The organism is Selenomonas ruminantium subsp. lactilytica TAM6421, from assembly GCF_000284095.1.
Lineage (GTDB): Bacteria > Bacillota > Negativicutes > Selenomonadales > Selenomonadaceae > Selenomonas_A > Selenomonas_A lactilytica.
In genome coordinates, this window is the sequence record NC_017068.1 from 1,346,514 (window position 1) to 1,371,521 (window position 25,008).

Below are 25,008 nucleotides of genomic sequence, written 5' to 3' on the forward strand. Positions count from 1 at the left end.
AAGAGAGGTCGGTGATTAATGACTGGCAGATTGCGGGGGAATTGTTCTTTTTGATATATAAAATATTGCTGAGTTGATTGAAAATTTGGATAAAAATGGTTGTTGGATTATATGTTAAATAAAAAGAGGATTACATAATTTATGAAAAACGAAAAGGAAATAACTATCGAATATTGTATCGATAAAAAGAAAATGTGCTGCATAACATCTATTGTTGTTTTATTATTGGTCAGCTCCTTGTATCAAGCAGAAATTATAGTGGGGGGATATGCTTATATACCGTTTTTGCTTTATGTGATATTTAAGTGTATTATAGCTCGTGGTCATTGGAGTAAATGGCATGAGAAATTACACAAAGAAGGGTTTTATTTTAAGAATAACAATGGAGATGTTATTATACATGCCGGTAAAATCTACACGAAATGCAAGGACGTCATATCTTTTATAAAATGTCTAAAGGGATTGCTGATTGATAAAAGGTGCTACACGAAACGAAAAAGCTCCATCTCCATAAAAAATTATATGATGAGATTGCTGGCTGGTAAACGTTATTACACGAAATGTAAGGATGTACCTGTAAATAACTATATAATTGGTTTATTGGCACCACTTGCAATGTATATGAGTTTATATTTATTATGGGGGGGGATAATGATAGTATTTCGTGATAACTTTAATATAAGTATATATTTATATTATTTTTTAATATTTACTATATTAAACCCAGCTGTTTTTGGCTTTACGGAATTTATGTTTGATATTTGGGTGGCAGGAAAGTTGTTTCTCGCTACTATGAATAATAAAAAATTTAATGTTAGAACACCTAAACACTATAGATATGGCTATATACTTACCCCTCGCTTGTCAACAGAAGAAAATTTGTGAATCTGAATAAAACAATGTAATAATCATTTTTTATATGCGGACGAAGTGATGTTCTACTATTCAGTCGTTTGATGAGTGGAGCAAAGTATTGCTCTTCGGCGGCAAGACGTGCATTTTAATAATCTTCAAGCGTTTGGAAGTGTCCAATGTAGTGGTACTTACCTTGGCTGGTAATCACTATTTCATTGTCATTTAAGCGTTTTCGATTGTGAATGCTTTTTATTCCTGTGTTGCTGTTGGCCTTATAATAACGGATAGAATCGTTAGTGTTTAATTTCTGAGCACGAGTAAGTATGTGGTGTATAACCTTGGGGCGGGGCCGTATCCGCAAGTCGCAGCCACAGCTTCGCGTAAGCTCCATGGTATCGGCTAAGGTATCTCACCGCAATCGCAGCGGCATAGTAGCCTGAATGTATCTGGCTCTGTTTCTACGATTTTGGTAATGGTCAGATGGTGGAAACGTTTGCCAATCATGTTTTCCTTGGTACGAAGCAGGTGGTATTGGCAGTTGCCGCAACTGGTGTATTTTCCTTTTAGAAGCGCAGAGGAATAAAAATACGCTTCATTACCGCAGTCACAGAGGCATTGCCAAAGAGATTTATATTTGGGATCGTTGCTGCGGGCAATAACGGTTAGATGGCCAAATCTTCTGCCGGTTAAATCTTCATGGGGATGCTTGGCGGCGTGATGAACACACCCGCAACTGGTCTTTTTTCCTGCAAGTATGGTAGAGGCGTGTAACTCAATAGTATTGCCGCATTCACAGTGGCAGAGCCAGCTAGATTTTCTACGGGGATTAGGGCTTCTGGCAATGACAGTGAGGCGGCCAGTTTTTTTCCCTATAAGGTTTGTCTGTTCATTTCGATTTGTGCGATCAGTGCAGCCACAGCTCCTGTGGCTGCCTTTTAGCAATCTACAGGAGTAGGTATATATTTCATTACCACAATCACACCGGCAGAGCCAGCCGGCACTGTGATTGGGACGAGTATCTTTAGCTATGACGGTAAGATGCCCGAAACGGTCACCGATATGGATGGTAGTAATCATGGCATACTCCTATAGTTATGCGGATATAACAGACGGCTAAGACGTTATTATAGCTTGATTATACCATGTTTTCAGGGGATTGCGCATGAATGGATGACACAAAAAGCCCGCCAGTTGCTAGTGGCGGGTTTGGTAGGAATATAGAACTGGGGGTATTAGCGATTCAAGTCAAAGTCTGCTACATGACAATCCATGAGCGTTGCGGGATCAACATTAGAGTAGACACCAGGACGAACTTCGAACATATTGAGGTTGTCGGAGTTTTCCTCCATAATTACACGGTTGTAATCTGCCACGAGGTTAAAAAGCATATTCATCATGATAATCCGCTCCTTCTTTGCTCATAAACTATATATATGAACTACCATACTTTATATTTACTTATATTATGACACAGCAGGGGAATGATGTATAATATTGTTTTTTGATAGATATATAGGGGGATCCTATTGAAAATATTAATGGAATAAGCTGTGACTGTTGGTTGAATGATACTCGATGTTAATAATTAACATCGGTAATGACGGAAAATGTACGGAAGAGTCAGGGTGGCCTTTTAGGAAATAATGCCTCGCTCTTTCATACTGTAATATCTCTTGCGCCCGATGATGACATGATCTAAGACAGGGATGTCCATGATTTTACCTGCTTCGACCAGCTGATTGGTAACGGAATAATCTTCGCCGCTTGGCGTGGGATCACCGCTGGGATGATTATGGACAAGGACGATGGAGGCACATGGATATTTTAATGTTTCAGAGAATACTTCTCTGGGATGAACGATTGAAGAGGTTAGTGAGCCGATGGATATGGTGGGGGTGGCCAGTACCTGCATATGTGTATTCAGCAGGGCAATCATGAAATGTTCCTTCGTTTCATGGAGCAGTCTGGGAATAAAGAGATTTGCAACATCATTGGCGGTGTGAATAAATGGTTTTTCATCGGGAGATTCATTCAAAATGCGGCGGACAATCTCTTTTAAGGCATAGATCTTGGCAGCTTTTTTCATACCGATTCCCTTGATTGACAATGGCGCTGTCAAGATGTCCGAGATATTATTGCAGGCAAGATTTTTGGCAGGTACGTTCAGCAGCGAAGCAAGCAGAGATTCATTTGATTCAAAGTACAAGTTTTTGTCCATAGCGAATTCCTCCATAGTGTGCAGGGAAAAGCTGTCTGTGATCAGCTTTTCCTTCAGCGTGTTGTCATTAAGCAGATTGATATCCGAAAGTGAACATTTGACGCGCTGGTTGGCTCACTCCTGCTGCATGGCGGTGGTTTGACTTTCCTTTGTGTCAGCTCTATACTATCTAACGTAGGAGGAGATGGAGTAGATGTCTATGGTGTTACGTTATTTTTTGTTCGTTGTTGCAGTTATCGTATAGGCGTCTGGGATAGCACTGGTGGTTAAGAGTATGCTGGGAACTTCACCTATTTCCAGCCTGCCATATGTCATTAGTCTGGCATCGCCATTTACATTGGGGCAGATGACCTTTTCAATTAACATGTTGCTGGTGCTGGGTCAGTACTTGTTGCTCCGTAGAGCTTTTGATAATATCCAGTTCCTGCAGATCCCGGTAACATTGATATTCTCCTGGTTTATTGATTTTTTCATGGATGCATGGGCGTGGATCGTTCCTACAAATTACGTATTCCAGCTGCTGCCTTTGCTTATTGGCACCACTTTGATAGCCTTTGGCGTAGCTGTCCAGGGAATTGCCAATGTACTGATGCTTCCCGGCGAAGGAATAGTATATGCTGTATCCCGGCATTTCCGCATTGAATTCGGCAAGGTGAAAACAGCCAATGATGTCAGCCTTGTGTCACTAGCCGCTGTGATTTCGTTGATATATCTTGATGGAATTGAAGGCATACGGGAAGGCACACTGATATCGGCCTTGATTACGGGAACTATAGCGAGACATTTCCTTAAACATCTGAGCAGGGTGGATGAGAATGGTAAATTGATATTCCATCCGCACTTACGGGAGAAAAATAAGGATATGCAGGATTGTCCAGAGCAGAAGATAAGCCTGGAAAATGGATGAAGTCCTGAATCTTGGCATCAAAAAAGCCCATCCTGAGGGTGATTGAATCACTCCAGGATGGGCTTTGCTATTGTATATCAGGCCTTGATGAACTCCAAAACATCATTGGCTGACAGGTTGTTGGCAGTCATGTACTCAGTGAGGGCCTTGTAGTCATCAGCAGCTTTCTTTTCTTTCAGGGTGCTGAGCTGGGCCTTTAACGTTTTGATCTCGCTCTGCTTCTTTGCAATCTTAGCCTCGATAGTGGTAATTTTTTCAGCGTAATTGGTTTGTCTTGCCATTTATGAATGAACCTCCTAAAAATAATACTCAACTATTTTACATAAAATCAGTTGTTTTCGCAAGTTTTACGATATCGCTGCATTACTACAGCAGCATCATTTTTGACATCTGTTGTCTGTTTATCTATACTGAAGGAAAAGGGGGAATTTTGATGAGCAAACTTACATTGGATAGAGCCAAGGAGATCCTGGCAAAACATACTACTGAGGAACATCTGTTCCATCATGCTGCTGCTGTCAGCGCGGCCATGGGAGCCATGGCTGAAGCCTATGGGGAAGATAAGGATTATTGGGCTGCTATTGGCTGGCTTCATGATGTGGATTATGAAAAGTTCCCGGATGAGCATTGCCATCATGTACGGGAATTGTTAGCGCCGGAAGGTGTGGATGAGGAAGACATCAAAGCTATCATTACTCACGGATACGAAATTACGACAGATGAGGCAGAGCCGATAAGCAATCTGGAAAAAAGTCTCTTTGCCGTGGATGAACTTACTGGTATCATACAGGCATACGCACTCATGCGCCCGGAAAAGATGGAGAGCATGGCTGTTAAATCGCTGAAAAAGAAGTATAAAGACAAGCGGTTCGCTGCCAAGTGTAACCGGGAAATCATTGATAAGGGCGTCGAAAAACTGGGAATGGAACTTAGTGAGGTTATGGGCCACTGCATTAAGGGCATGACTGAGCATAGCGATGAGATAGGACTGTAGTAGCAGGGGGAAGAGATAATGCGAAGTGTGAAACTGGGTTATGTCGGGGTATTACTCGGATTGCTGTTGCTTTGCTTCAGTACGGTGGCGATGGCGGCCTATGATCCTACAGAAAAGATTTTGTCCAGACTGCAGGGGGCGTGGTATGATTCTGCGGGCAATGTTGTCCTGAACTTTACAGGAGATACTGTTAATGGCTGCAAAATAGTAGGTGCTTACAATCCGGCAGGTGGAAGCTCTGATTTTAGCTGTCTTATCCGGATAATCGAAAACGGGGAATACCGTGATCTGCCGATTGTAGCTGAAAACTTAGGGCCTGATAATTATCATGCCCATGTTATCCTTAATGGAGATAACCGTGACGAAAATAAGGGTACGCTGCTTATGCGCACCACAACTGCTCAGTATCAGGAAACCGTTGGTGGCATAGGGATAGATATGCCGGAAAAAGAAGTCCTTGCCAAATACGGGCAGCCGGATGTTATTGGCATTGAGCGAGGCGTTCCTATTTGGAAATATCAAAGTTTGGGACTGGAACTATCCATGAGACATCAGCGGGTTTGGATTATCAAGATTCTTAGGAATGGCAATCGTCACTTCGACAGGACGGGGTTCAACTGCGCTAATGCGCCCTATGAATTTCGGGAGGCCTATAGCTTTAATCGTGTTCCGGCGGCTGGTACATTCGGAGCTTTTTGTGTAGGGCACGGCGAATATATGTGGTTTGATAATTATCCCAACAGCATAACGCTGTCTACATTCTGGAATTGACGAGTGGAATGTTAATAATTAACATCCTGCAATGGTTTGTAATGTCTTTTACTAGTAATGAATTGGTAATGATTTGTAATGCTCGGAGCGATTTTGGGGGCAGGCGTATAGCCTGTCCCCTTAGTTATGCCATGTTGCCCCTTTCTTTCATACTGCAATAATTTTTGTTGCCAATGATGATATGGTCTAAAATGGGGACGCTCATAATTTTGCCAGCTTTGCGCAGCCTTTCGGTAACGGCGATGTCTTCCCTGCTGGGGGTGGGGTCGCCGCTGGGGTGGTTATGGACAAGGATTATGGAAGCGCAGGGATATTTTATCGCCTCTGCAAAAACTTCTCTTGGATGTACGACTGAAGCGGAAAGGGAACCAATGGAAATGGTGGGGGTAGCTATTATCTTGTTCTTGGTGTCCAGCAAGGCAAGCATAAACTGTTCCTTGGTCTTGTGGAGCATGATGGGCATAAAGAAATCGGCAACATCTTCGGGGCCGTGAATAGTGGGGGTATCATTGGGGGATTCCTCCATAATACGGCGCACGACTTCCTTGATGACATAGATTTTAGATGCCTTCTTCGTGCCAACCCCCGTTATTGACAAGGGCGCGGTCAAGATATCCGAGATGTTTTTGCAGGCAAGATTTTCAGCGGGGATATTCAGCAGAGTAGAAAGCAGGGTGGCATTGGATTCGTGGGTTAAATCTCGATTCATGGTCAATTCCTCCATAATGGTACAGGGGGAGGCTGGTGGCCAGCCTCTTTCCCTGAATGATGGTCAGGCAGATTTCTTGGCTTTGGATTTTTTACTGCCCTTGTCGTCACTGGCTTCTTCCTTGCGAGCAGGCTTGGACAGGAAATGTACTTTTTCGGCGATGGCGTCTGTTACATAACAACGCTCGCCATCCTTTTCATAGCTTCGCCGTTGCAGTCTGCCTTCAATTTCGATGAGCTGACCTTTTACAAGGTGTGCGGCACAGTTTTCGGCCAGTTTTCCCCATACCGTGACAGGGATAAATTCGGTCTTGGGTTCCTCGCCTTCCTTGAAATAATCAGATTTTACGGCCAGATTGATGGTAATGACGTGATTGTCGTTGCTGGTTTTATAGAGTTTGATTTCCTGTGCTACGCGTCCGCTGAGTGATACAACGTTCATTTTGAATTCCTCCTAACAGATGTCAGTTGATAACGTTGCAGGCCTTTGATTACCTCCCTTTGCCGCCTGCCAGCTGGATTTTTTTGTTTTTGACGCCCATTATAAACGGGCGGAGCCGAGAAAGCGCAAGGGCGCGAAGCGGCAGAGCGAACCCTTGCACTTTTCTGGCGCAGCCCGTATAATGCGGCAGACAAAAACAAAATCTGTAATGATAAAGAAAAAGATGGCTGCCGCCATCTGATAATGTTTGTTATCCTGTTGCGGCAGGAATCTGCCGCAGTGTAATGGTTTGTAATGATTTGCAGAGGAATATCTGGAGGCTGTGTAGAAAATATGCAAAAAGCTGATGGGGCGATGTTAATTATTAACATGGGGAGGATGCTACTATGGCTAAGTACTACGATGGCTGCCCTCGGTGTGGCAGAAGAGACTTTGGTGAGATCCTGCACTGCAAGCGGTGCAATACGGATTTCTGTACGAAATGCCAGGGAAAGCGGAAGCTGACAGATGGCACGGAATATGCGTGCTGTCCACGGTGTGGCGCAGAAATTGACGATGACGATACGGTGGTCGTTGTTACCACAGAGAAGGAAAACGCCAAGAATAGGTAAAATGTAACTTTGTATCCTGTGTGTGCATAAACGATACTGAAACAGAGATAATTAAGCTGTTTTTGACAATAAGTGTTGACTTTATCTGCATAATGTATTATATTACCTATCAAATAAATATGTAATAAGCTATGGAGGTGCATCCTATGGGTCATCAGTTATGGAATCTTATCAATGAGCTGCAGTCAGAGAAATATGAGTGGGTGGATTTAAGCCATTCATTGAACAATGACAGTCCTTACTGGGCAGGGATACCTGAGGGGTCAGTAGAGCTGTCCAAGACCGTATTTGACTGGGGAAATCCTATGCTTGAATGTCTGATCCAGACATTCAAGTTTCCGGGGCAGTTTGGTACGCATATTGATTTTCCCGGTCACTTCGTCAAGGATGCGCCTCTATCGGAAAAATTCGGTGTTAAGCATATGCTTTACCCATTGGTCGTAATAGATATCAGAGATAAGGTGCACGAGGATGTGCATTACGCTGTTACGGTGGAGGATATCAAGGCATTTGAGGCAAAATATGGAGACATACCTGATGGGGCCTTTGTGGCGCTGAATGCCGGCTGGGCAAAGAACTGGCCTGACATGGATAAATTGTCAGGGATTGATGAGGATGGTAATGAAAATGCTCCCGGCTGGTCGCTGGAAGCACTGAAGTATATTTACGAGGTGCGCAATGCGGCGGCCAATGGCCATGAAACTTTGGATACGGATGCCAGCGCAGTAGCTGCCGCTGCTGGTGATTTGGTATGCGAACGTTATGTGCTCAGTAAGGGGAAGCTGCAGATTGAAGTATTGAATAATCTGGATAAGGTAGCACCAGTGGGAGCGTTGCTGTTTGCTGCCTGGCCTAATATTGAACAGGCTACGGGATTGCCTGTCCGTGTGCTGGCAATCACACCGAAAAAATGATTGGATAAACGAGAAAAAGAGTCTTGCTGGGCTAAACTGGCAAGGCTTTTTCATTGCACAAAAAAGACATAGATGCTTGAAGTGTCCTTGCTTGTGTGGTATGCTGTTGGAACTGTCGCTAAAATGCGGTACAATAACTAAGAAGATGTGGAGGAAAAGGGCTTGTTGAAATTTGACGGCAAGGAATATCCCACGAGATTGATTGCCTTGGATATACCTGATTACCGTGGAGAACAATTGCTAAGTGTAAATCAGCTGGATGTTGCCCTTATGACAAGGGGCGGCTGCTATGTATCGGAGGAAGCCCGGGCTATTGATGAAGAAGTGTTCTTCTATGTTCCGGACAAGATGATTGATGCTGAGGAGAATATTCTCATACAGTATGTGAAGGATATGGTTGCATAAGGCACTGCGTCGATGTTAATTATTAACATCCAGTAAAGGGATGGAAGGCCGGTAATCTGGTATTTCATCCGCACTGGTAAGTGGATATCGTTATATATAGAAAAAAACCGACACTCCGAGGGATGAAACCTTCGGAGTGTTTGCTGTATATATGACAAAAATGGTTGAAGGTCTAATGAATTCTTAAGAAAGAACTAAACAGATTCTAAGAAACAGGTGATAAAATTTATCAGTATTTATATGAAACTTAGAAAATAGCATTGCATATGCCGTGCAGCCAAGAATTATGGAGAAATGGAGTCAGATTAGTGGAAGCAGAATTAAATGAGGTACAGGAAGCGAAAAAAGAGCCAGTAGACAAGGGCTGGTACAGTTATTTTTTATGGGTGAATTGGTTGGTTACATACGCAACTCTTCGGCAAGATTCAATACAAATGCTTATTGCTAGTGTTGCCTACGCGTTGATAACCTTTTATGTGGCCTGTCGGAGCAAAAGCTTACAGTTTTGTCTGAAGATGCTCCCGGGAGTATTACTGAGCATGTTCCTAGCTTTAAAAGGTTTCGAGCTGATTGGGGGAGCGGCCTTTGGAATAGCACTCATTGCAGCATTGTACTCAAATAGGAAGCGGTTCAAGATGTATGGGAAATACAAGTCATTTATGGCATTTTATGGCGCTCTTGTGCTTATGTGGATTGGGTTCGTTGGAATTCCCTTCATCGCGCTGATGCTGGGCAACCTCGGTCAAAATGTAACTTATACAACACCACGCTGGGTGGATATAACCTGGAGTATACTGACATGCTTGGCTTTGTGGTGGCTGTTTCATAGGGAACAAACAAATGGCCGCAGATTTTGGGAAACAATGCGAATCTTGTATCTTTTTCCTATAGTATTTGCGATACTCCTAATCGATTGGGCTACACTGATACCAATAAAATTCATCTCCGGCAAGAGTGCTTTGGGGGATGATGAACATGATTATTTTGCATGGGAGAGCTAGAATATGAGTGAAAATAGCTAAAGCAGAAATAATATATATAGTCTCCTAAAAATACAATAATCATGACAACACTAAATAGAAGGATTTCAAATGGATGATAGAAACGAGAGCCCCTGGGGCGTTTTGATATTTTTTATTATTTTGCTTGTGGTGTTAGGGCGAGGGTACTTTGTGGAAGATGAGGTTTGCGAGAGGGATCTCAGGGAGATGTATTCCATTTACGATTCCTTAGCTGTTCCTGAACAGACTGTTGAAGTTAAACTGCATGATAGGAAAAAGTGGGGGAGTTCTGTTTCATTGGATGCAGAATTAGCAACTACCTTATCAGATGATGAAATTAAAGCCTTTTACATGCAGTATTTATCTAAAAATGGATGGGTTTATCATGAGAAAGATAATAGATATATGAAAGATGGATTGAGGCTTGTTGTCAGGAAAAAGAAAGAAGGAAAGTACTCTGTAGGAATAGTTAAGTTTTATAACTATAGACTTGCCAATGTAAAAGAGTAAAGTATTAGAAATGGTGGAATATATGAAAAAGGTTAATTTCAAGTATTTTCCAAACTTATATGAAGATGATGCCTTGATTCATGCAGAGGGAGTATGCCAGTGCTGTGGCAAGAATGTAAATGAATATATCGAAACAATGTATTCCAAAGAGGATGTTGACTGCATATGTCTCCAGTGTGTCAGTAATGGAAGTGCCGCAGCAAAATTTCAAGGCGAATTTATTGATGATGCAGATCCGGTAAGTGATCCAGCTAAGCGGGACGAATTATTTCATAGGACACCAGGGTACCTTTCCTGGCAGGGAGAATACTGGCTTGCATGCTGCGATGATTATTGTAAGTATATTGGATATGCAGGAATCGAAGAACTCGAAAAATTAGGATGTAAAGAGGAAGCTCTAAATGAATATGTGCAGCGTGATCCATTAATCCCTATAGAAGATTTGGAAGAATGCTTAAATAAAGATGGCTATATGCGTGGCTATTTGTTTCAATGCCTGCATTGTGGGAAATATCATTTATGGGTTGATATGGATTGAAGATAAACTATTGATGGATATGGATGATACGATGAGCAGCAACGAAGTAAAGAAGAAGTTTTATGAAGATATGCAATCGTTTTATGAGAAGCAGGATAAATATAATTTTCTGTATGCAATATCTAAAGGAGAAGTTAAAGAATATTTGCGAGGAGATGGGGAATATCGAAAATATTCAGCATCAGATTTTTACATTGCCTATGAGCCTACGGAGACAGGCAGGGTTATAAAAGATGTCTTTTTTACTGAAGTTACTAAAGCAGGGGCCGTGGATATGTTTTTTGATTATCTGGGACAGATGGCTGGAGAATCCGCATTGGGCGCGTATTTAACCTTTGACTATGTTGGGGCGTTGAAATATGAGGATAAGGAACATACGATAAACATAGAACCATATAAAAATAGGGTGAAAGACTTAGAAGAAACAGTGACAAATAGTCTGCTGAAGTATCGTGAGGAGCTGCAGGATGAGATCCGATTTCCAAACGGGTGGAATACTGTTAATCCCTGGGATGAGATAGCGAGACGCTGGAATGATGTATTAGATACTTCGAAAGGGTTAAGAAGGGTAACAGGAGATGCGGGATGAACAATAAGATCAACTCATCGTATCCGAAAATCGGAGATGCAGATATTCGAAGAGCAGAAGAACTTTTGGGAGTCAGACTGCCGGAGAGTATGAAAAAGTTCTATTTGGAAAATAATGGCGGCATGCCGGAGTGTGATGTTTATATTAGCGATGGCTATGAGTATATGGTGAATTATTTTATGCCGCTAATTCTTCCCGATGGGCTGGATGACACAGTGATAGCCACCAAAAGACTTATTGATGACGTGTCACCAAGCTGGTTTATTCCTATTGCCGATGATGGAGGAGAGCTGCTTTATGGTTTCAGTACAGCTGACGAAGAGCCAGGAGCCATTTACTGCTGGATAACAGATTATGATTACGGTGAAAATCCGGAGGAATATATGGTTCATCTATGTGGCAACATACAGGACTTCATCGAGGGTATGATAAAGGTTGAAGATTAATCGGACAGAGGCGGGAGCATGAATATAGCGGAGACAAGGGCAAAACTGGAAGAAAACCATGTGCCTAAGGATATGTATAGCTTTGGATGGACAACTTCGGAAATGATGTGCATCGAGTATAAGAAGAAACAGTGGGAGGTTTATTACAGCGAAAGAGGCTCCAAGTGTGGTGTCAAGATATTCAAGAAAGAAAATGAAGCATGTAAGTATTTCTATGATATGGTAATGCAAAATTTTAAGCAGCATCAGGAATATCTCCTGCATGATAGAATAAACAAATTAAGACCACTCTTGGAAAGACCTTACCGGGAGGATGATTTGTTTTACCGTGATGATATGACTGTTCCGCACAGCAAGGAGGAATGGGACGGGCTTCAAAAGGAACATAATATAAAATTCCCGCTTGATTACATGGATTATATCAATGCGTATGGGCTGGGAGCGGTTGATAGCGTCTTATGGATATATAGTCCGTGGTGTGAGATTGATGGCTTTAATTTATTTAAAGCTGGCAAAAAAGTCCTGGAGGCATACAGAGCTTCACTAAAAGATTTTCCTGAAGGATTGCTCCCCTTGGGAAGAACTAATAATGGAGTAGATATTTTTTGGCAAAATACGGATGAAGACCCGGATAAGTGGCCTCTGATTGTATGTGAAGAAAGTTCAGCTGACTTTCACGAATATGCGTTGTCCATTACAGAGTTTCTAGTGGGGGTAATAAAAGGGACAGTACAGTGTGATGCCTTACCGGAAAATTGGAGTGGTGCAGGACATTTGAATTTTATTCCCTATAAGGAACAATGAGGATATAAGAACTGTTTCGATTAAATTTAAAAATTGCAGAGTATAATTATATGAAAAAAATAGCTATGTATATCGTTGGTATGTTTGCTGTGCTGTCGTTATTGCATACAATCGTGAATTATAGTATAAATGGTGATGATTTTCAAAAAGACCCTAAAGTGATGGTGGAAATTTACGATAGCTTGCCAATCCCAGAATATACTAAGGAAGTTGATAAGAAGGATATATCGAGACCGAGAACGTCTGCCTTTTTGGATATTTACTATCATACGGATTTACCAAACGATAAAATAATGAATTATTATATCGATAAATTAACGAAAGATGGCTGGAAACAAATAGAATATAGAGGTGGCAAGGGGATTCTGTTTCAAAAAGGCAAATGGAAAATTGCCGTAAATGAGGGGGAGTCGGAATATAATCTAGAAATTTTTAAGTTTTATGGAATATCTGATTGATAGATTGATGATATGAGTTTTGGATATAATGATTAGGTAATGATGCTATGAAACAAGCACGAAAATTAGTACTTTTATTTATGGCGGTTTGTATCCTGTTATCCTTATATGGGTCTGTTATGAATTATATTGAAAATGGTAATGATTTTGAGCGGGATCCTAAAGTTGTATACGAGATATATGATGATTTGCCAATACCTGATAAAACGCAGGAGATTGAAAAGAAAGAATCTATAAGAGAAAGGTCATCTGTATCATTGGATGTTTATTATCATACGAATTTATCTAATGAGCAGATAAGACAATTTTATATTAGAAATCTTCCTGATAAGGGATGGATACAGATTGAAGACCAAGGCAGTGATGGCATTGCATTTAAAAAGGGAAAATGGAAAATAGCAGTGCATGATGATAAAGATAAATATCGAGTAGACATTTATAAGATATATAGATATTAAGGGATAGGAAAATGAAATTTGTATATTTATTATACTTGGTTATTCTAAAGTCGATAGTTGAGATTATTAGCACACCGGACGATGTTTTCCCTTGGGGGACTTTAGTGTTTGCAAGTTGTGTAGCATGGTGGATACGAAAAAGAGAATCGGAATATAATGATCGACATTATAAATAGAATGGGCTGTATAGTGCTACGCTTTGTCGGAAAACTAGGCTGGTGCAGGGCAGTGGGATTTTACTCCTTATAAGAAACAATGAGAATACAAGAGACATCAGGAATAATGGCTGTTAGGATGTGGTCGGATGAAGTTGGATATAGCTAAATTGCGAGAGCCGATGCGAATTGTTTACGATATACAAGGCAAGGGAATCCTTCGTAGCCCGAAATATGTTGAGATAAGCAATCCCTCACTAGAACGGTTGCTTGCAATAATCGAACTATTGGATGGAGAAAATACAACGGAAGTATCCCTGGAGTGTGAAGAAGCTGGTAAGTGCATGATTATAGGTGGTGGTAATCAAGGGCTGTATAATGTGATGTACATCGAAGAGTTTGGTGAGAGAAACTATACATTGCTGAAGGAAGGATACGAAGAAGGAAAAGTGCATAAGCTTGTATGTGGCGGTCAGCTGGCAGAATTTGAGGATGAAATCTGTGTGGATATAGACATGGTAAAAGAAACTGTAGAGTACTATTATCGGGAGCAGGGATTGCATAATGAAAAATACTGGAAATTAGAGTAGTATTTTATAATGCCGGAATGCAAATCGAAAATATTTAGGAGTGGCTTATTCTGTGATAGATGTACCCGTTATTTATGGATGGAGGTAAAGGTGTTATGCATGATTATGATTGGTATTATAACTTGAAAAAAGGTGAAGAACCGGATGAACTGTCAGAAGTAAATGATGTAAGTAAAATGTATGAAAAACTGGCCGAAAAAATTGCTACAGGGTTGTATATACGATTGTTTGATGAGATATATTCATTTTCACGTGAAGAGAAAAGCGTTTTCTATGGAAATTATCCGACGATTTGGGAGCAGTTAAAATATGATGTAGAACATGGAGATTTTTTGAATAAAGACCAGTTGGTGGCAAAATGTAGTGAACTGTTGGATAGAAATACATTGACAGAGATATGGTTGATATGGATTTATGCATGTAGTCATTCAATGAATCATTCGGTTTATGATGAGCTGCCAGATTTTATGGGGTGTATAGATGATGTAACGGATGTATTATTGGCAGACTTGTATAGATCTGCTGAGGATGAAGTTCGAAAAGATGAAGATTGAATCTGAAATTAGATCGTCTAGTCACAGAATATATCTATGCAGAGAGGAAATAAATTATGATATGAAAAAAGCTCCGAGATGTGTAGATAACTCAGAGCTTTTATATGTTATGGGCGGGATAATATAAGGATAATTGCACTTAGGATCATGAGAACAAGACTGGCATTATTAGAATGATTCAACAGTCGATGCTTACTGTAAAATTTTTTGTTCCATTCAGCAATATGGGCATTAAAATAGCTAAGCGACAGTTTGGCGACATATACTGGCATCAGGCCGCGCTGGCGGGCATAGGAGATATCGGAGTGGATCCTTTGTTCATCCTCGGAGAGATTGTCAGGGACGGTATGAAGAATGCGGTTTATGTTATCAACGCATTCCTGGCGGACAGCTGTGTAATACTGAATAGTGTTACGGTAGTTGCGCAGACAGGCCAGGGAAAGAAGCAGAGCAACTATGCTGTTGAAGGGCATAATCCAGGTTACATTAAATTCGATATAGACAAATAGTGTTGTGGCGATGACGAAGAGGAAGGACAGTCCGATGGTGCTGTCAAATAAAACCTTCCGGGCAAGGTAGAATATGGGCGTATTGTTAATGAAAATCAAAATGTAACCTCCTGAGACCGATAGCTATGATAACATAGTCATAAGTATGAGTAACACTATATCATACAAATGTCAAAAAGTCAAAAATATAATCTATAACATTGCCTTTGTAGTTATAGAAAAAAATCCTTGGTAGCGGTATAATTGTCATTAACGAAGAACGGAAGTGCGAAGGAGGATGACTGTGGTTGATTTGCATGTGCATACAAATGCCTCTGATGGGACGGACAGCACGGAAAAACTTTTGAAGAAGCTGAGATCTGCCGGTATCAAGACTTTTGCGGTTACTGATCATGATACTATCGATGGCATTTGCAGTATGGAATATTGGGTTCCGGATGACATGGCTTTTATACGGGGCATTGAAGTAAGTTGCATCACTGAGGTCAGGAATTGCCACATTTTGGGATATGGCTTCAATAAAGATGTGCGGCAGTTCGGAAACATGGTACATGAGGCCATAGAAAAAAGGCAGGATGTAGTAAAGCGCCACTTGGAGTATATTGCAAAGGAGCATCAAATTGAGATAGATGAAGATGCACGCATAGATTTGCTGGATCGTGCCAATGGTGATTGGAAGGCTCTCTTAGGGAAAATGCTGGTTTCCATGGGGAAGGCAGCTGATGAAAAGCAGGCCGTCGATATGTATATCAAGCCCTGCAACACGAATGACATTCGTATAGATGCCAGAGAGGCAATAAAGGCGATCCTGGCTGCTGGCGGTATTCCTGTATGGGCGCATCCCTATGGCGGCTACACCAAGCGGGACATGAATGATGCAGATTTTGATAAGCAGCTGCATATACTGCTGGAGGCAGGTCTGCAGGGAATAGAATGCTATTATTCGGATTTTGATGAAGCGCAGATTGAATCGCTTCTGGCCGTTGCGAAGAAACATAACCTCTACATTAGCGGTGGCAGTGATTATCACGGCGAGAATAAGAATATCGCTTTGGGGACACTAAATCGGTATGGGAAGGAGGTTAGGGAAGAAGACCTTACTATCCTTGCGGAGCTAAACAGACGCCAAAAAGAAAAGCCGTTCCCGCTTATCGAAATTGAAGAGTGGCATAATCCGGGAGCGTGCTTCTGGTTTGAGCCGGTAAAAATTAAGGACTTATCGCAAAATACATATGCCTTGGACAATCTGGATTTCATGAAGGAAGCGGAGATATCAATATCAGAGGAGTCTTTTGCAGATTTCCTGTACCCCGTATTCAAAAAGCACTTTGATGAAAATATGCCGGAGAATAAGGGAAGATACGAGCAATATCCTGAGGGCAGGAGATACATTACCGAATTTGAATGGTATTTGACGGAGAATTTTTATAGCTATACAAGCATAGAGACCATATTAAAGGAAATCGAGGAGGTGGCGCATCTCCTAGCCGTTGATTACGATAATGCCAAATTGGATTTCATGAGGGAGGGCTTTGAGCATCTTCCAAATTATCTGCCCAGATATTGGCGTATGTCTGAGAAACTGTCGAGGGATGAGGTTGATGAAATCGTCCGGGAAAATATTGGCCATGTGGTCGATTTCTATGACCGATTCGTGAAATCTCTGCGGTCAATGATGGAGACTGGTCAAAAAGCGGGGTATAAGCTGATTTCAGTATGTGGCCCCTGATATGGTCAGGTTGCAATGGTGTATATAGAAATAGGGACCTAACCTCGAAAATTCAGGAGGTTAGGTCCCTTGTGGTACTATTTCCAGTATTGGCTGAAGGTTCCTTTGGGATAGTCTGTTGGATGAGCCCATCCAACAGTACCATCTGACTTTCTGAGGCACATCCAAAAATCAATGCCTAAATCGGCAGTGGTTGCCTCGCCAATATAAGTGCCCCATGGGGCATTGGTGTTAGCAGTGGTGAAGCCTGAAATATTGTACCCCTGCAGCCACCAAAGCAGCTGTCCGTTCCATAATCCAAGATATGTTCCTTCGCCAGTATACTGGAGCAGATGAATGATTGTGCCCGGATACAGTGTGATGAACTGAGGATTGGAAGAATGTTGATATTTATAAGCCCTTGTGGTCTTTAATACTTTAACAGCATGACGATTGGGGTGAGTATAGACCACACAAGAAATGCGGTCAACTATCTCATTGACAGAAATTGTACCGCTTATATTGCTGCTCTTGGGGGCTGCATAGAGAGTTACGGGAGCTTGAATTTTTAATTTTACGTTGACTGCAGCTTCAGCTGGCATTCTATCCCATACCGTATAGTTTTCAGGAGCCTCTGCAGCCAATACATATGCTGCAGTTGAAAACAGGAAAGCCATGAGAAAGACAGGGATTTTCATAAGTGTTCGACTCATATAATCACATCCTTATCAGAGCCTGCGGATACCAAACCATTGTGCATTTTGATCCCAGAAAAGCTGGAGCTGAAGGTCAATAGCGAATCGGCGCTGGTAACCATATTGAGCACCTGGGGGCATATATTCGTGCCTGCTGGTGAGAATGAAGCGGCCAGTTGCATCGTTATTTAGTGCCGTGTTGATTTGATGCCATTCGCCAGGCGTATAACCCATGGCCGCTAGACTATCAATGGAGACGTAAGTAACCCATTGACCATCTTTCTTGCCGATAATCCAATAGCCACAGTTTTTGGCATGAGCACCTCTGTCAGCAATTATCTCAAAAAACTGCATACTGGGGAACATTGTGTAAATCTTTCGGATTTTATAGCCGATACCGGCATTGGTGTCGTCGTATCCAGTAAAGGAGAGGTAGTCATGGGCTCCGTTACGGCTCATGAGTCGTAGCACGCCATCCCGCTGGAGGACAAACTTGATTGCCTCATTATCATAGGTTTCATTAAGAACACGGGTGTCCATATAGAGAAATGTGGATTCACCAGGTGTCAGAAAGCCGGTTTCCTGAGCTGATGAGGTAGATGGAATGGCAAATATACATGCCATTAACAGAAAACAGACGGTTAGTAATTTCTTCACATTGAACAACCTCCTAACATTGGAAACAATAAAATCTAATGAGAATTTCGACTTAAAGGTCTATATTCCTGCATATGTTTCAAGATTGTTCAAAAGTATGTTGTATGTAATCCGTCCGACAATGGTATTGGTAATGTATTGTAATGGTTTGTAATGATGATGGCGGCAAAAGATGCCGGACAGCAGTCCGGGCATCTTGGCAGTGATTATGAATTATAGTCAGGCCGATTTTTTGCCTCCAAACAGACCTTTAGCATTGGCCTGTAATAGCTTTTGGGTGTTTTCCCGCAGGAAAGCGGCCAGGTCGTCGGCTTCTTCCTTGGTGATGCCAATGGTTTTGCCTTCCTCGTCGGATTTTGTGATGATAAAGTTATCACAGATGAGGTCGAAGGCATCTGGCTCAAGGTCGCCGAGAATAAGAGTGGGGTAAATAGTCTCGCCTTTAAGCAAAAATTCATCGTCGAACCATACATCATATTTGGTGCCTTTGTATTCAAAGCATCGGCAGTCTACAAACCTGCATTTGATGATGTCATAGGCCTCGTGTAAAAAATCATCCTTGGATACATGGCATATGCCTGATGTACGGATGGCACCGCTTTCGCCCTTGATAAGTTCAACGGTATAAACCATCATTTTGTTGTTGTTTTCCTCAGTCATTTGACATTCTCCTTTCGTGGGAGCCTCATGCCCCCGCAGCAATTTATTTTTTTGACGCGAAGGCTAAACTGCAGACAGCGGTTGCAGGCAAGAGCGCTTCGTAGAAGCGGCATCAGCTTCTCTTGCCGAAGGCCACTGGATGCAGTAGACTGAGGCGGCCAAAAAAATAAAAATGTAATAGAGAAGAATGAAGTGGAGTTAATTGATTCTGCAATGGTTTGTAATGCCATGAGGCAAGGCGGGATGATATAAAAATAGCATGACCAAATCTATGGCCATGCTAAGTGGAAGTTATATGTAATTTTCAGATATAGCTAACAAGGCATCTATGGTTGCCTTAGCTTGAGCGTTAAGCTTTGGATAGCTGTCTATGAGGCGTTGTAATCTTGGATCTGTTGTGATGATTTTTTCAGGCGGCTTTGGTTCTTCGACCAGATAACTGATGGGGATTTTTAGAGCAGCGGATAGTTTCTGAAGATCTTTTGGCATTATGCAAGATGTATAGCCGCGCTCCCAGTTGGAAATGACTTGGGAAGATTTGCCAATCTGAGGGTGTGAATAAAAGTCTGTAAATAGGTCTTCTATGAATTGCTTACAGAGCCGCATCAAGACTTACAATCTATCAGGATACATAATCGTCAGCTCGCCTCTGACCTTGCCCCAGTTCCGGATGGGCATAGACCATTTCTTGGTAGCCTCAAACGTTGCCAGATACAAGGCCTTTAACAGGGCCTGCTGACTGGGGAAAACACTTCTCTGGCTGTTCAGACGGCGATATGAGGAGTTCAGACTCTCAATGGCGTTGGTCGTGTAAAACGCTGTACGGACGTCTGTTGAGAACTTGAAGATCGGCGTTATTACATCCCAGTTGTCAGACCAGCGCTTCAGCGCCGCTGGATAATGGGGTGTCCATTTTTTGTCCACTTCCTCCAGCCGCTTAACGGCGGCCTTCTCATCAGGGGCGGTATAGATGGTGCGGAGATCTTTGGCAAAATTTTTCATGTCTTTGTTGGCGACGTATTTCAGCGTATTGCGCACCATGTGGACAATGCAGCGCTGGTGCTCTGTTTTCGGAAATGCTGCAGAAATGGCCTCTTTCAGGCCGGTAAGCCCATCAGAGCAAAGAATAAGGATATCCCTTACGGCACGGTTCTTGAGACTGTTCAGAACACCCAGCCAGTATTTGCTGCTCTCATTTTCGCCTACTTCAATCGTAAGGACTTCCTTGCGGCCATCTTCGTTTATCCCCATTACTACATAGGCTGCCAGCTTGGTAATCATATTGTCATGTCTTACAGAAAAGTGGATGGCATCAATGAAAATTATGGGGTAGATACTGGAAAGCGGCCTGCTCTGCCATTCCTCAATCTGAGGTAGGATTTTATCGGTAACATCGGATATGAAGCCCTCCGAAGCCGCAAAACCGTATATGTCTTTCAAGGTTTCGGAAATCTGTCTGGTAGTCATACCTTTGGCATACATAGAGATAATTTTCTCGTCAATGGCGGAAATATCCTTCTGCCGCTTCTTGACGACCTGAGGCTGGAAGGATGACTGACGATCCTGTGGGACATCAATCTGAAAGCTGCCATAGCGGCTATTGAGGCTCTTGGTTTTATACCCGTTGCGGGCATTCTCACTGTCGGAACGCTCAGATTTGCTATAGCCCAGATGCTCATCCATTTCCGTTTCCATCATTTCCTTGATGGTGCCGCCGAGCAAATCCTTTAGGGCATCTTGGATATCTGTGGTGCTCTCGATGTTGTACTCTTGGAACAGCTGCTGGATGATGGCACGCTTGCCATCGGTCATTTCTACCTTGTGAATCTCTTTTTTCTTTCTTGCCATAACAAAAGGCCTCCTATGATTTGATTATAGTTTATCATAGAAGACCTTTTGATTTCGAGGGAAAGTTAATTTACAGAGATTTTTTCATACTCTCGCTGGGGAGAAATGATTGATTTTGCAACGGATATCTACGCAAGAAAACAGGATAGGAAGTCATAAAGAAACGCCGGGAACATTGCTTGTCCCGGTGTTTCCTTATGCTGCATGTGTTGATTAAGAAAAGAGGATGAGGCCGCCTTTGGGAGATTTGCCTGTGTCCCACAAGGTAGCAAGGTCGAACCAGCGCCATGTTCCGTAAGTTACGGTTTTTACCATCAGTGTGTCATCGAACTGCTCGTATCCATTGATGATATACCAATGCCAGACGTAATCTTCCATAGAAGGATGCTGGTGCAGGAGCGTGAGGCAGGGGATGGGCCAGCCATGGTCAATCTGCTGAATTATGATGCCTTTGGCAGCTTCGAGGCTGTTGGTGCCATCCCATGGCTCTAAGTTTATATCCGGTGCGCCGTGTTCGGAGAGGAATTGAGTAAAGCCATCGATGTATATGTCCAGACGGTCAATGCCGGATTCACGGGGCTTTAGGTAGGGCTCCATTACGTAGGCAAAATCCACATAATCTGTCTGGGATATGTTGTTTATATCATAGGGGTATAGGCCTTGGATGTTTTTCCAGAGTTCAAAATAGATGCTGCAATCGCAGGCGGTAATGGCGGCGCAGCCACCAATATTCATCCAGTAGGTAGGGCACCATTCCTGGGTACCACCATAGGCTGAGCCGATTTTGAAATGGGGTAGTTCTTTCTTCATGATATGATCTCCAGTCAGACAACAACAGTTAGTAATTTTACGAGGATAGTATACAACAATGGGATAAATACTGACAAGCTATTTGCGGAAGGGTTTGTGGTAATGAGGAGGCACTACGCATGATGAATTTTTGCAATAAGATGTATTTTGTGATAAAATTTCTCAGGGATTAACAAATTATGAATTATGAATTTAAGGGGAGATTCATCATGAGTACAAAGAAAACGGCTGTAGTAAAGAAAACAGCAACTACTGCTGCTAAGAAGGCTGTTAAATCTGTTGCCAGCAAGGTAACGGAAGCAGCTGTAGCTGCTACGGCGGCAAAGGCAACGAAGGCTGCTGCTACCAAGGTTACGAAGAAAGTTGCTGACAAAAAGAAATACGTGTATATTTTCTTCAACTGCAATGATAATAAGGATGCGCATTCCATGAATGCCCGCTATAACAATGAGGTTTTCGCTGATTCTGCTGCTGGCCGGAAGGCTTTGCTGCAGAAGGTCAAGGATGAAGTGGCCGCTGGTCGTGTGAATGTATCCGATAAGGGTGCTGTGGAGCAGGATATTTTGAAGGGCGAGCCAACAGATGCAAGCAGTAAACTCCAGTATGGAGATATTGAGCGTATGCTGTTCATAGCGTAATATTTACACATGATGTGCTCTACCTGCGTACGTCTATGATTAGGAGAAATATTTTGACAACTCTCTTTTCCTATGATAGACTATTTGGTAGGAGAGCGTGATATACGTGAAGAAAAGTCCCCAAGGTTTTGTGTATTGACCTTGGGGATTTTTGTCGTTGTTAAAATAATTTTCAATTATCTATTGATTTTCATTCTCAATAATGCTATATTATATTCAGGCTTTCGTTAAAGCTCTCCTAAAATATAATACACAGTCAAAAAGGCTACCGTGCTGCTCATGCGGTAGCCTTTTTGGCGTGTTGGGAATTATCAGCTATTACATACCCTGCTTGCAGGTTTGTGTTATTTTTTCTCCCTGTCAATTGTGATAATTGATGGGGAGGTTTTTTTGTGTGCAGGAAAAGAAAACGAGTAGTTCTGGGACTTTGCCTTGGCTGGATGCTTATTCTTATGGGGCTCATAAGCGTGGAGAAAAGGCTGCCGCAGCTGTTTGTATATAATGCGACGGCCAGTGTGCCGGTAGGATGGTATTTGCTGTTGTCCCCGCAGGATGTTGCCAGGGATGATATGGTGGTTTTTACTGTGCCGGAGGATGTTCAGGAATTAGCCGTAGAACGCGGCTGGCTGCCAAAGGGCACGAAGATGCTGAAGCGTGTCGGTGGGCTGGCTGGCGATATGTATGGTGTAAACAGGAGCCGGCAGTTCTATGTGAATGGCATTTACATCGGGCAGGCAAGTCTGACAGATGGCAAGGGGCAGCAAATGCCTGACAGGAGTTGCTGCATCCATATGGTGGAAGAACATCGCTTCTTGCCGATTGGCGATAGTTCGCATTCCTTTGATGGCCGCTATTATGGTACAGTGCCGCTGGATTGCATTAAAAACAAGGCTGTGTTGATTTTGCCGACAGGTTGGCTCAGTCGGTTATGGAGATAAGGGGTGAATCGTGTGGTAAAGATTGGCAGGATAATTGATTCTTTGGCGAGGCACAGGCAGAAAGCCATGCTTACGGTTATAGGGCTGGAGCTTATGGTCATAGCCTTTGCTGTGTGGCTGAATGCTGGCGCAGATAATAAGGCGGCCAATGAGGAATACCTGAGGTATGTAAGCAATCGGGAGGCCGTCATCACAGAGCTGAACCGTCTGGAAGTGGCCAGACAGGAAGATATTAAGCCTATGGAGGCTTTGTCGGCGATGGTAATGACAATGCCCCAGCAGGTAAAATGCCGTCACATTACGATTGGCAACTTCCATAATGGAGATTGGATTGTTATGGATGTCGAATCCCGGGAAAAAGGTGCTGTAGAGGACTATTTGAGCACGCTCAGGAAAAATCAATATTTCTCTAGGATGCGCATTGAAGATATAAAAGATGGTGTGCGGGTAACCGTGCCTATGCCGGAGGGATTTTTATGGCAATGAGATATAAAGAACGGATGCAGTCCATATGGAAGGATGGCAAGCTAAGGAACAGACAACAGATCCTGCTTATGGCAATAATTGTCCTACTGGGTGTGGTTATGACAGCGGAATGCAAAGAGTATAGTGCCATGGAAGAAAAAAATGTCAATATGAGGCGGGAGATAGTTGCCTATGGGGAACTTGCCAGAAAGGTAAATGCAGCTCCCTGCCGGGCTGTACAGGCAGAGCAGGTTCCTCAGGTCATGCAGGATATTGTCCAAAAAGGGAAGGACTATGGCCTTACGATAAAAGTCGGGGATGCACCCCTTTATCAGGACGGGACGGCAAGCATATATGAGCTGAATATCACGGGTACATGGAAGCGGACAGCCATGTTTCTGGAGAATCTGCAGTCCAAGGATGCCCTGATTGGCATGCAGATGCTGGATTTTCAGGGAACTGATGAAAAACTGGATACTGTTGTACAGATAAAGATCTATACAAAGTAGGTGATGAAGTTGTTGCTGGTAGGAATTATAGGCGGCTGGATTGCCGTAAATATCCTGATGACAACTGCTCTTGGGGTGGCAATCATCCGGATGAAACGACTGGATAATCTGATCAGACTAAATCTGGAAGCGCAGAACAGTCTTGAAGAATTATTGATAAAGCTGCTGAGAAACGGAAGGGCGGAAGATGTAAATGAATCCAAGGAATAAATGGCTTCTAAATATTGGTGCTGGCATAGCTGTTGGACTTATGGCTGGTGTTGTCCTATGCAGCGGACAGAATGCCAGTAATACAACTAATGTTGCCCAGGCAGAAGATAAGCCCCTGTGGCAAGAAAATATGGTGGAGCTTGCCGATTATAATCCATTTCCCTCACAGTATAAGGTGGATGAGAAAACTGTTGTGGAAGCGGGGAAGAAACCTACGGTAAGGACTATTCCTTATCCGGAAGACAGGCAGATGGCGGTACCAAGAGTTTTCCCTACAATACCGCAGATACCGGCAAGGAAAGGCAACACTCTTTCGGAAAAGTTTGCTCAGGATATTGATACGCAGCATAAATCGGAAACAGAAGGATACAGCACCAAAATCGCCTTTATCGGGGGCGATGGCCTGAGCATTAAGGAAAAGGGGGAATAAGGG

The 25,008-nt window shown here is 42.7% G+C and carries 37 protein-coding genes; 24 read left to right on the forward strand and 13 right to left on the reverse strand.

Annotation, left to right across the window (positions count from 1 at the left end):
* Positions 1 to 141 precede the first annotated feature (141 nt).
* Positions 142 to 885, forward strand: coding sequence for a hypothetical protein (locus tag SELR_RS06390; protein WP_014424395.1), 744 nt, complete (start codon positions 142 to 144; stop codon positions 883 to 885).
* A 369-nt stretch (positions 886 to 1,254) separates the two neighbouring features.
* Here SELR_RS06390 and SELR_RS18795 read toward each other — a convergent pair whose 3' ends face one another.
* From SELR_RS18795 to SELR_RS06395, 3 genes are all read right to left on the reverse strand, one after another.
* Entirely contained in the window at positions 1,255 to 1,932 is a 678-nt protein-coding gene (locus SELR_RS18795) for a hypothetical protein (protein WP_014424396.1), read from the reverse strand.
* Positions 1,933 to 2,087: 155 nt separating this feature from the next.
* Positions 2,088 to 2,249, reverse strand: a complete 162-nt coding sequence (locus SELR_RS18800; RefSeq protein WP_158645778.1) for a hypothetical protein — start codon at positions 2,247 to 2,249, stop codon at positions 2,088 to 2,090.
* A 239-nt stretch (positions 2,250 to 2,488) separates the two neighbouring features.
* A complete protein-coding gene (locus SELR_RS06395; protein WP_014424398.1) occupies positions 2,489 to 3,073 on the reverse strand; it encodes a JAB domain-containing protein in 585 nt (194 codons plus the stop codon).
* Positions 3,074 to 3,326: 253 nt separating this feature from the next.
* Between SELR_RS06395 and SELR_RS06400 the strand changes: the two genes are divergently transcribed.
* On the forward strand, positions 3,327 to 3,980 hold the full coding sequence (locus tag SELR_RS06400) for a YczE/YyaS/YitT family protein (RefSeq protein WP_488657120.1): 654 nt from the start codon (positions 3,327 to 3,329) through the stop codon (positions 3,978 to 3,980).
* A 77-nt stretch (positions 3,981 to 4,057) separates the two neighbouring features.
* On the opposite strand, the gene SELR_RS06405 is transcribed toward SELR_RS06400, so the two are convergent.
* Positions 4,058 to 4,261, reverse strand: coding sequence for a hypothetical protein (locus SELR_RS06405; protein ID WP_014424400.1), 204 nt, complete (start codon positions 4,259 to 4,261; stop codon positions 4,058 to 4,060).
* 152 nt (positions 4,262 to 4,413) lie between these two features.
* Here SELR_RS06405 and SELR_RS06410 point away from each other — a divergent pair, with 152 nt between their 5' ends.
* Positions 4,414 to 4,974: an HD domain-containing protein gene (locus SELR_RS06410; RefSeq protein WP_014424401.1), complete on the forward strand. Its 561-nt coding sequence runs from the start codon at positions 4,414 to 4,416 to the stop codon at positions 4,972 to 4,974.
* Positions 4,975 to 4,992: 18 nt separating this feature from the next.
* On the forward strand, positions 4,993 to 5,745 hold the full coding sequence (locus SELR_RS06415; protein ID WP_014424402.1) for a hypothetical protein: 753 nt from the start codon (positions 4,993 to 4,995) through the stop codon (positions 5,743 to 5,745).
* Positions 5,746 to 5,869: 124 nt separating this feature from the next.
* Here SELR_RS06415 and radC read toward each other — a convergent pair whose 3' ends face one another.
* Together radC and SELR_RS06425 are read right to left on the reverse strand one after the other, a co-directional pair.
* Positions 5,870 to 6,454 carry a RadC family protein gene (gene radC, locus SELR_RS06420; protein WP_014424403.1) on the reverse strand — a complete coding sequence of 195 codons (585 nt, stop codon included), beginning with the start codon at positions 6,452 to 6,454 and terminating at the stop codon, positions 5,870 to 5,872.
* 63 nt (positions 6,455 to 6,517) lie between these two features.
* Positions 6,518 to 6,895 (reverse strand): single-stranded DNA-binding protein, encoded by a 378-nt coding sequence (locus SELR_RS06425; protein WP_014424404.1) that lies wholly within the window; start codon positions 6,893 to 6,895, stop codon positions 6,518 to 6,520.
* Positions 6,896 to 7,281: 386 nt separating this feature from the next.
* Here SELR_RS06425 and SELR_RS06430 point away from each other — a divergent pair, with 386 nt between their 5' ends.
* The 13 genes from SELR_RS06430 (at position 7,282) to SELR_RS06490 (ending at position 14,928) form a co-directional block, all read left to right on the forward strand.
* Positions 7,282 to 7,506 carry a hypothetical protein gene (locus SELR_RS06430; RefSeq protein ID WP_014424405.1) on the forward strand — a complete coding sequence of 75 codons (225 nt, stop codon included), beginning with the start codon at positions 7,282 to 7,284 and terminating at the stop codon, positions 7,504 to 7,506.
* A gap of 146 nt (positions 7,507 to 7,652) precedes the next feature.
* Positions 7,653 to 8,420, forward strand: a complete 768-nt coding sequence (locus SELR_RS06435; RefSeq protein WP_014424406.1) for a cyclase family protein — start codon at positions 7,653 to 7,655, stop codon at positions 8,418 to 8,420.
* Between the two features lie 162 nt (positions 8,421 to 8,582).
* Positions 8,583 to 8,825, forward strand: coding sequence for a hypothetical protein (locus SELR_RS06440; RefSeq protein WP_041914294.1), 243 nt, complete (start codon positions 8,583 to 8,585; stop codon positions 8,823 to 8,825).
* Between the two features lie 308 nt (positions 8,826 to 9,133).
* Entirely contained in the window at positions 9,134 to 9,826 is a 693-nt protein-coding gene (locus tag SELR_RS06445; RefSeq protein ID WP_041914295.1) for a hypothetical protein, read from the forward strand.
* Positions 9,827 to 9,916: 90 nt separating this feature from the next.
* Positions 9,917 to 10,336 (forward strand): hypothetical protein, encoded by a 420-nt coding sequence (locus SELR_RS06450; protein WP_014424409.1) that lies wholly within the window; start codon positions 9,917 to 9,919, stop codon positions 10,334 to 10,336.
* A 22-nt stretch (positions 10,337 to 10,358) separates the two neighbouring features.
* Entirely contained in the window at positions 10,359 to 10,874 is a 516-nt protein-coding gene (locus tag SELR_RS06455) for a CbrC family protein (RefSeq protein WP_014424410.1), read from the forward strand.
* Positions 10,875 to 10,887: 13 nt separating this feature from the next.
* Positions 10,888 to 11,463, forward strand: coding sequence for a hypothetical protein (locus SELR_RS06460; protein WP_041914296.1), 576 nt, complete (start codon positions 10,888 to 10,890; stop codon positions 11,461 to 11,463).
* The gene (locus SELR_RS06465) at positions 11,460 to 11,909 is read left to right on the forward strand and encodes an SMI1/KNR4 family protein (RefSeq protein ID WP_014424412.1); all 450 of its coding nucleotides are present in this window, start codon (positions 11,460 to 11,462) and stop codon (positions 11,907 to 11,909) included. The genes SELR_RS06460 and SELR_RS06465 overlap by 4 nt, the downstream gene beginning before the upstream one ends.
* Positions 11,910 to 11,927: 18 nt before the next feature.
* Positions 11,928 to 12,713, forward strand: coding sequence for an SMI1/KNR4 family protein (locus SELR_RS18805; protein ID WP_014424413.1), 786 nt, complete (start codon positions 11,928 to 11,930; stop codon positions 12,711 to 12,713).
* A 50-nt stretch (positions 12,714 to 12,763) separates the two neighbouring features.
* The gene (locus SELR_RS06475) at positions 12,764 to 13,171 is read left to right on the forward strand and encodes a hypothetical protein (protein WP_041914297.1); all 408 of its coding nucleotides are present in this window, start codon (positions 12,764 to 12,766) and stop codon (positions 13,169 to 13,171) included.
* Positions 13,172 to 13,290: 119 nt separating this feature from the next.
* On the forward strand, positions 13,291 to 13,629 hold the full coding sequence (locus SELR_RS06480) for a hypothetical protein (protein WP_080585500.1): 339 nt from the start codon (positions 13,291 to 13,293) through the stop codon (positions 13,627 to 13,629).
* A gap of 304 nt (positions 13,630 to 13,933) precedes the next feature.
* Positions 13,934 to 14,374 (forward strand): hypothetical protein, encoded by a 441-nt coding sequence (locus tag SELR_RS06485; RefSeq protein ID WP_014424415.1) that lies wholly within the window; start codon positions 13,934 to 13,936, stop codon positions 14,372 to 14,374.
* A 95-nt stretch (positions 14,375 to 14,469) separates the two neighbouring features.
* Positions 14,470 to 14,928, forward strand: coding sequence for a hypothetical protein (locus tag SELR_RS06490; protein ID WP_014424416.1), 459 nt, complete (start codon positions 14,470 to 14,472; stop codon positions 14,926 to 14,928).
* 107 nt (positions 14,929 to 15,035) lie between these two features.
* Here SELR_RS06490 and SELR_RS18810 read toward each other — a convergent pair whose 3' ends face one another.
* On the reverse strand, positions 15,036 to 15,536 hold the full coding sequence (locus tag SELR_RS18810; RefSeq protein ID WP_158645779.1) for a hypothetical protein: 501 nt from the start codon (positions 15,534 to 15,536) through the stop codon (positions 15,036 to 15,038).
* 184 nt (positions 15,537 to 15,720) lie between these two features.
* Between SELR_RS18810 and SELR_RS06500 the strand changes: the two genes are divergently transcribed.
* The gene (locus SELR_RS06500; RefSeq protein ID WP_014424418.1) at positions 15,721 to 17,166 is read left to right on the forward strand and encodes a PHP domain-containing protein; all 1,446 of its coding nucleotides are present in this window, start codon (positions 15,721 to 15,723) and stop codon (positions 17,164 to 17,166) included.
* 77 nt (positions 17,167 to 17,243) lie between these two features.
* Here the strand turns inward: SELR_RS06500 and SELR_RS06505 are convergent, their stop codons facing one another.
* The 6 genes from SELR_RS06505 to SELR_RS06530 all read right to left on the reverse strand — a co-directional run bounded on the left by SELR_RS06505 (position 17,244) and on the right by SELR_RS06530 (position 21,815).
* The gene (locus tag SELR_RS06505) at positions 17,244 to 17,858 is read right to left on the reverse strand and encodes a hypothetical protein (protein WP_014424419.1); all 615 of its coding nucleotides are present in this window, start codon (positions 17,856 to 17,858) and stop codon (positions 17,244 to 17,246) included.
* 15 nt (positions 17,859 to 17,873) lie between these two features.
* Positions 17,874 to 18,497 (reverse strand): hypothetical protein, encoded by a 624-nt coding sequence (locus tag SELR_RS06510; RefSeq protein WP_014424420.1) that lies wholly within the window; start codon positions 18,495 to 18,497, stop codon positions 17,874 to 17,876.
* A gap of 219 nt (positions 18,498 to 18,716) precedes the next feature.
* A complete protein-coding gene (locus SELR_RS06515; RefSeq protein ID WP_014424421.1) occupies positions 18,717 to 19,157 on the reverse strand; it encodes a DUF3846 domain-containing protein in 441 nt (146 codons plus the stop codon).
* Positions 19,158 to 19,448: 291 nt separating this feature from the next.
* Positions 19,449 to 19,763 carry a helix-turn-helix domain-containing protein gene (locus tag SELR_RS19505; RefSeq protein ID WP_080585432.1) on the reverse strand — a complete coding sequence of 105 codons (315 nt, stop codon included), beginning with the start codon at positions 19,761 to 19,763 and terminating at the stop codon, positions 19,449 to 19,451.
* Between the two features lie 6 nt (positions 19,764 to 19,769).
* Positions 19,770 to 21,005: an IS256 family transposase gene (locus SELR_RS06525; RefSeq protein ID WP_014424422.1), complete on the reverse strand. Its 1,236-nt coding sequence runs from the start codon at positions 21,003 to 21,005 to the stop codon at positions 19,770 to 19,772.
* A 213-nt stretch (positions 21,006 to 21,218) separates the two neighbouring features.
* Entirely contained in the window at positions 21,219 to 21,815 is a 597-nt protein-coding gene (locus SELR_RS06530) for a hypothetical protein (RefSeq protein ID WP_014424423.1), read from the reverse strand.
* 209 nt (positions 21,816 to 22,024) lie between these two features.
* Between SELR_RS06530 and SELR_RS18295 the strand changes: the two genes are divergently transcribed.
* The 6 genes from SELR_RS18295 to SELR_RS06560 all read left to right on the forward strand — a co-directional run bounded on the left by SELR_RS18295 (position 22,025) and on the right by SELR_RS06560 (position 25,005).
* On the forward strand, positions 22,025 to 22,453 hold the full coding sequence (locus SELR_RS18295; protein WP_014424424.1) for a hypothetical protein: 429 nt from the start codon (positions 22,025 to 22,027) through the stop codon (positions 22,451 to 22,453).
* Between the two features lie 392 nt (positions 22,454 to 22,845).
* Positions 22,846 to 23,391: a S26 family signal peptidase gene (locus SELR_RS06540; RefSeq protein ID WP_014424426.1), complete on the forward strand. Its 546-nt coding sequence runs from the start codon at positions 22,846 to 22,848 to the stop codon at positions 23,389 to 23,391.
* Positions 23,392 to 23,394: 3 nt separating this feature from the next.
* Positions 23,395 to 23,877, forward strand: a complete 483-nt coding sequence (locus SELR_RS06545) for a hypothetical protein (RefSeq protein ID WP_041914303.1) — start codon at positions 23,395 to 23,397, stop codon at positions 23,875 to 23,877.
* Positions 23,868 to 24,365, forward strand: a complete 498-nt coding sequence (locus SELR_RS06550; RefSeq protein ID WP_014424428.1) for a hypothetical protein — start codon at positions 23,868 to 23,870, stop codon at positions 24,363 to 24,365. The genes SELR_RS06545 and SELR_RS06550 overlap by 10 nt, the downstream gene beginning before the upstream one ends.
* 12 nt (positions 24,366 to 24,377) lie before the next feature.
* Positions 24,378 to 24,575, forward strand: a complete 198-nt coding sequence (locus tag SELR_RS06555) for a hypothetical protein (protein WP_041914304.1) — start codon at positions 24,378 to 24,380, stop codon at positions 24,573 to 24,575.
* On the forward strand, positions 24,559 to 25,005 hold the full coding sequence (locus SELR_RS06560; RefSeq protein WP_014424430.1) for a hypothetical protein: 447 nt from the start codon (positions 24,559 to 24,561) through the stop codon (positions 25,003 to 25,005). The genes SELR_RS06555 and SELR_RS06560 overlap by 17 nt, the downstream gene beginning before the upstream one ends.
* Positions 25,006 to 25,008 lie beyond the last annotated feature (3 nt).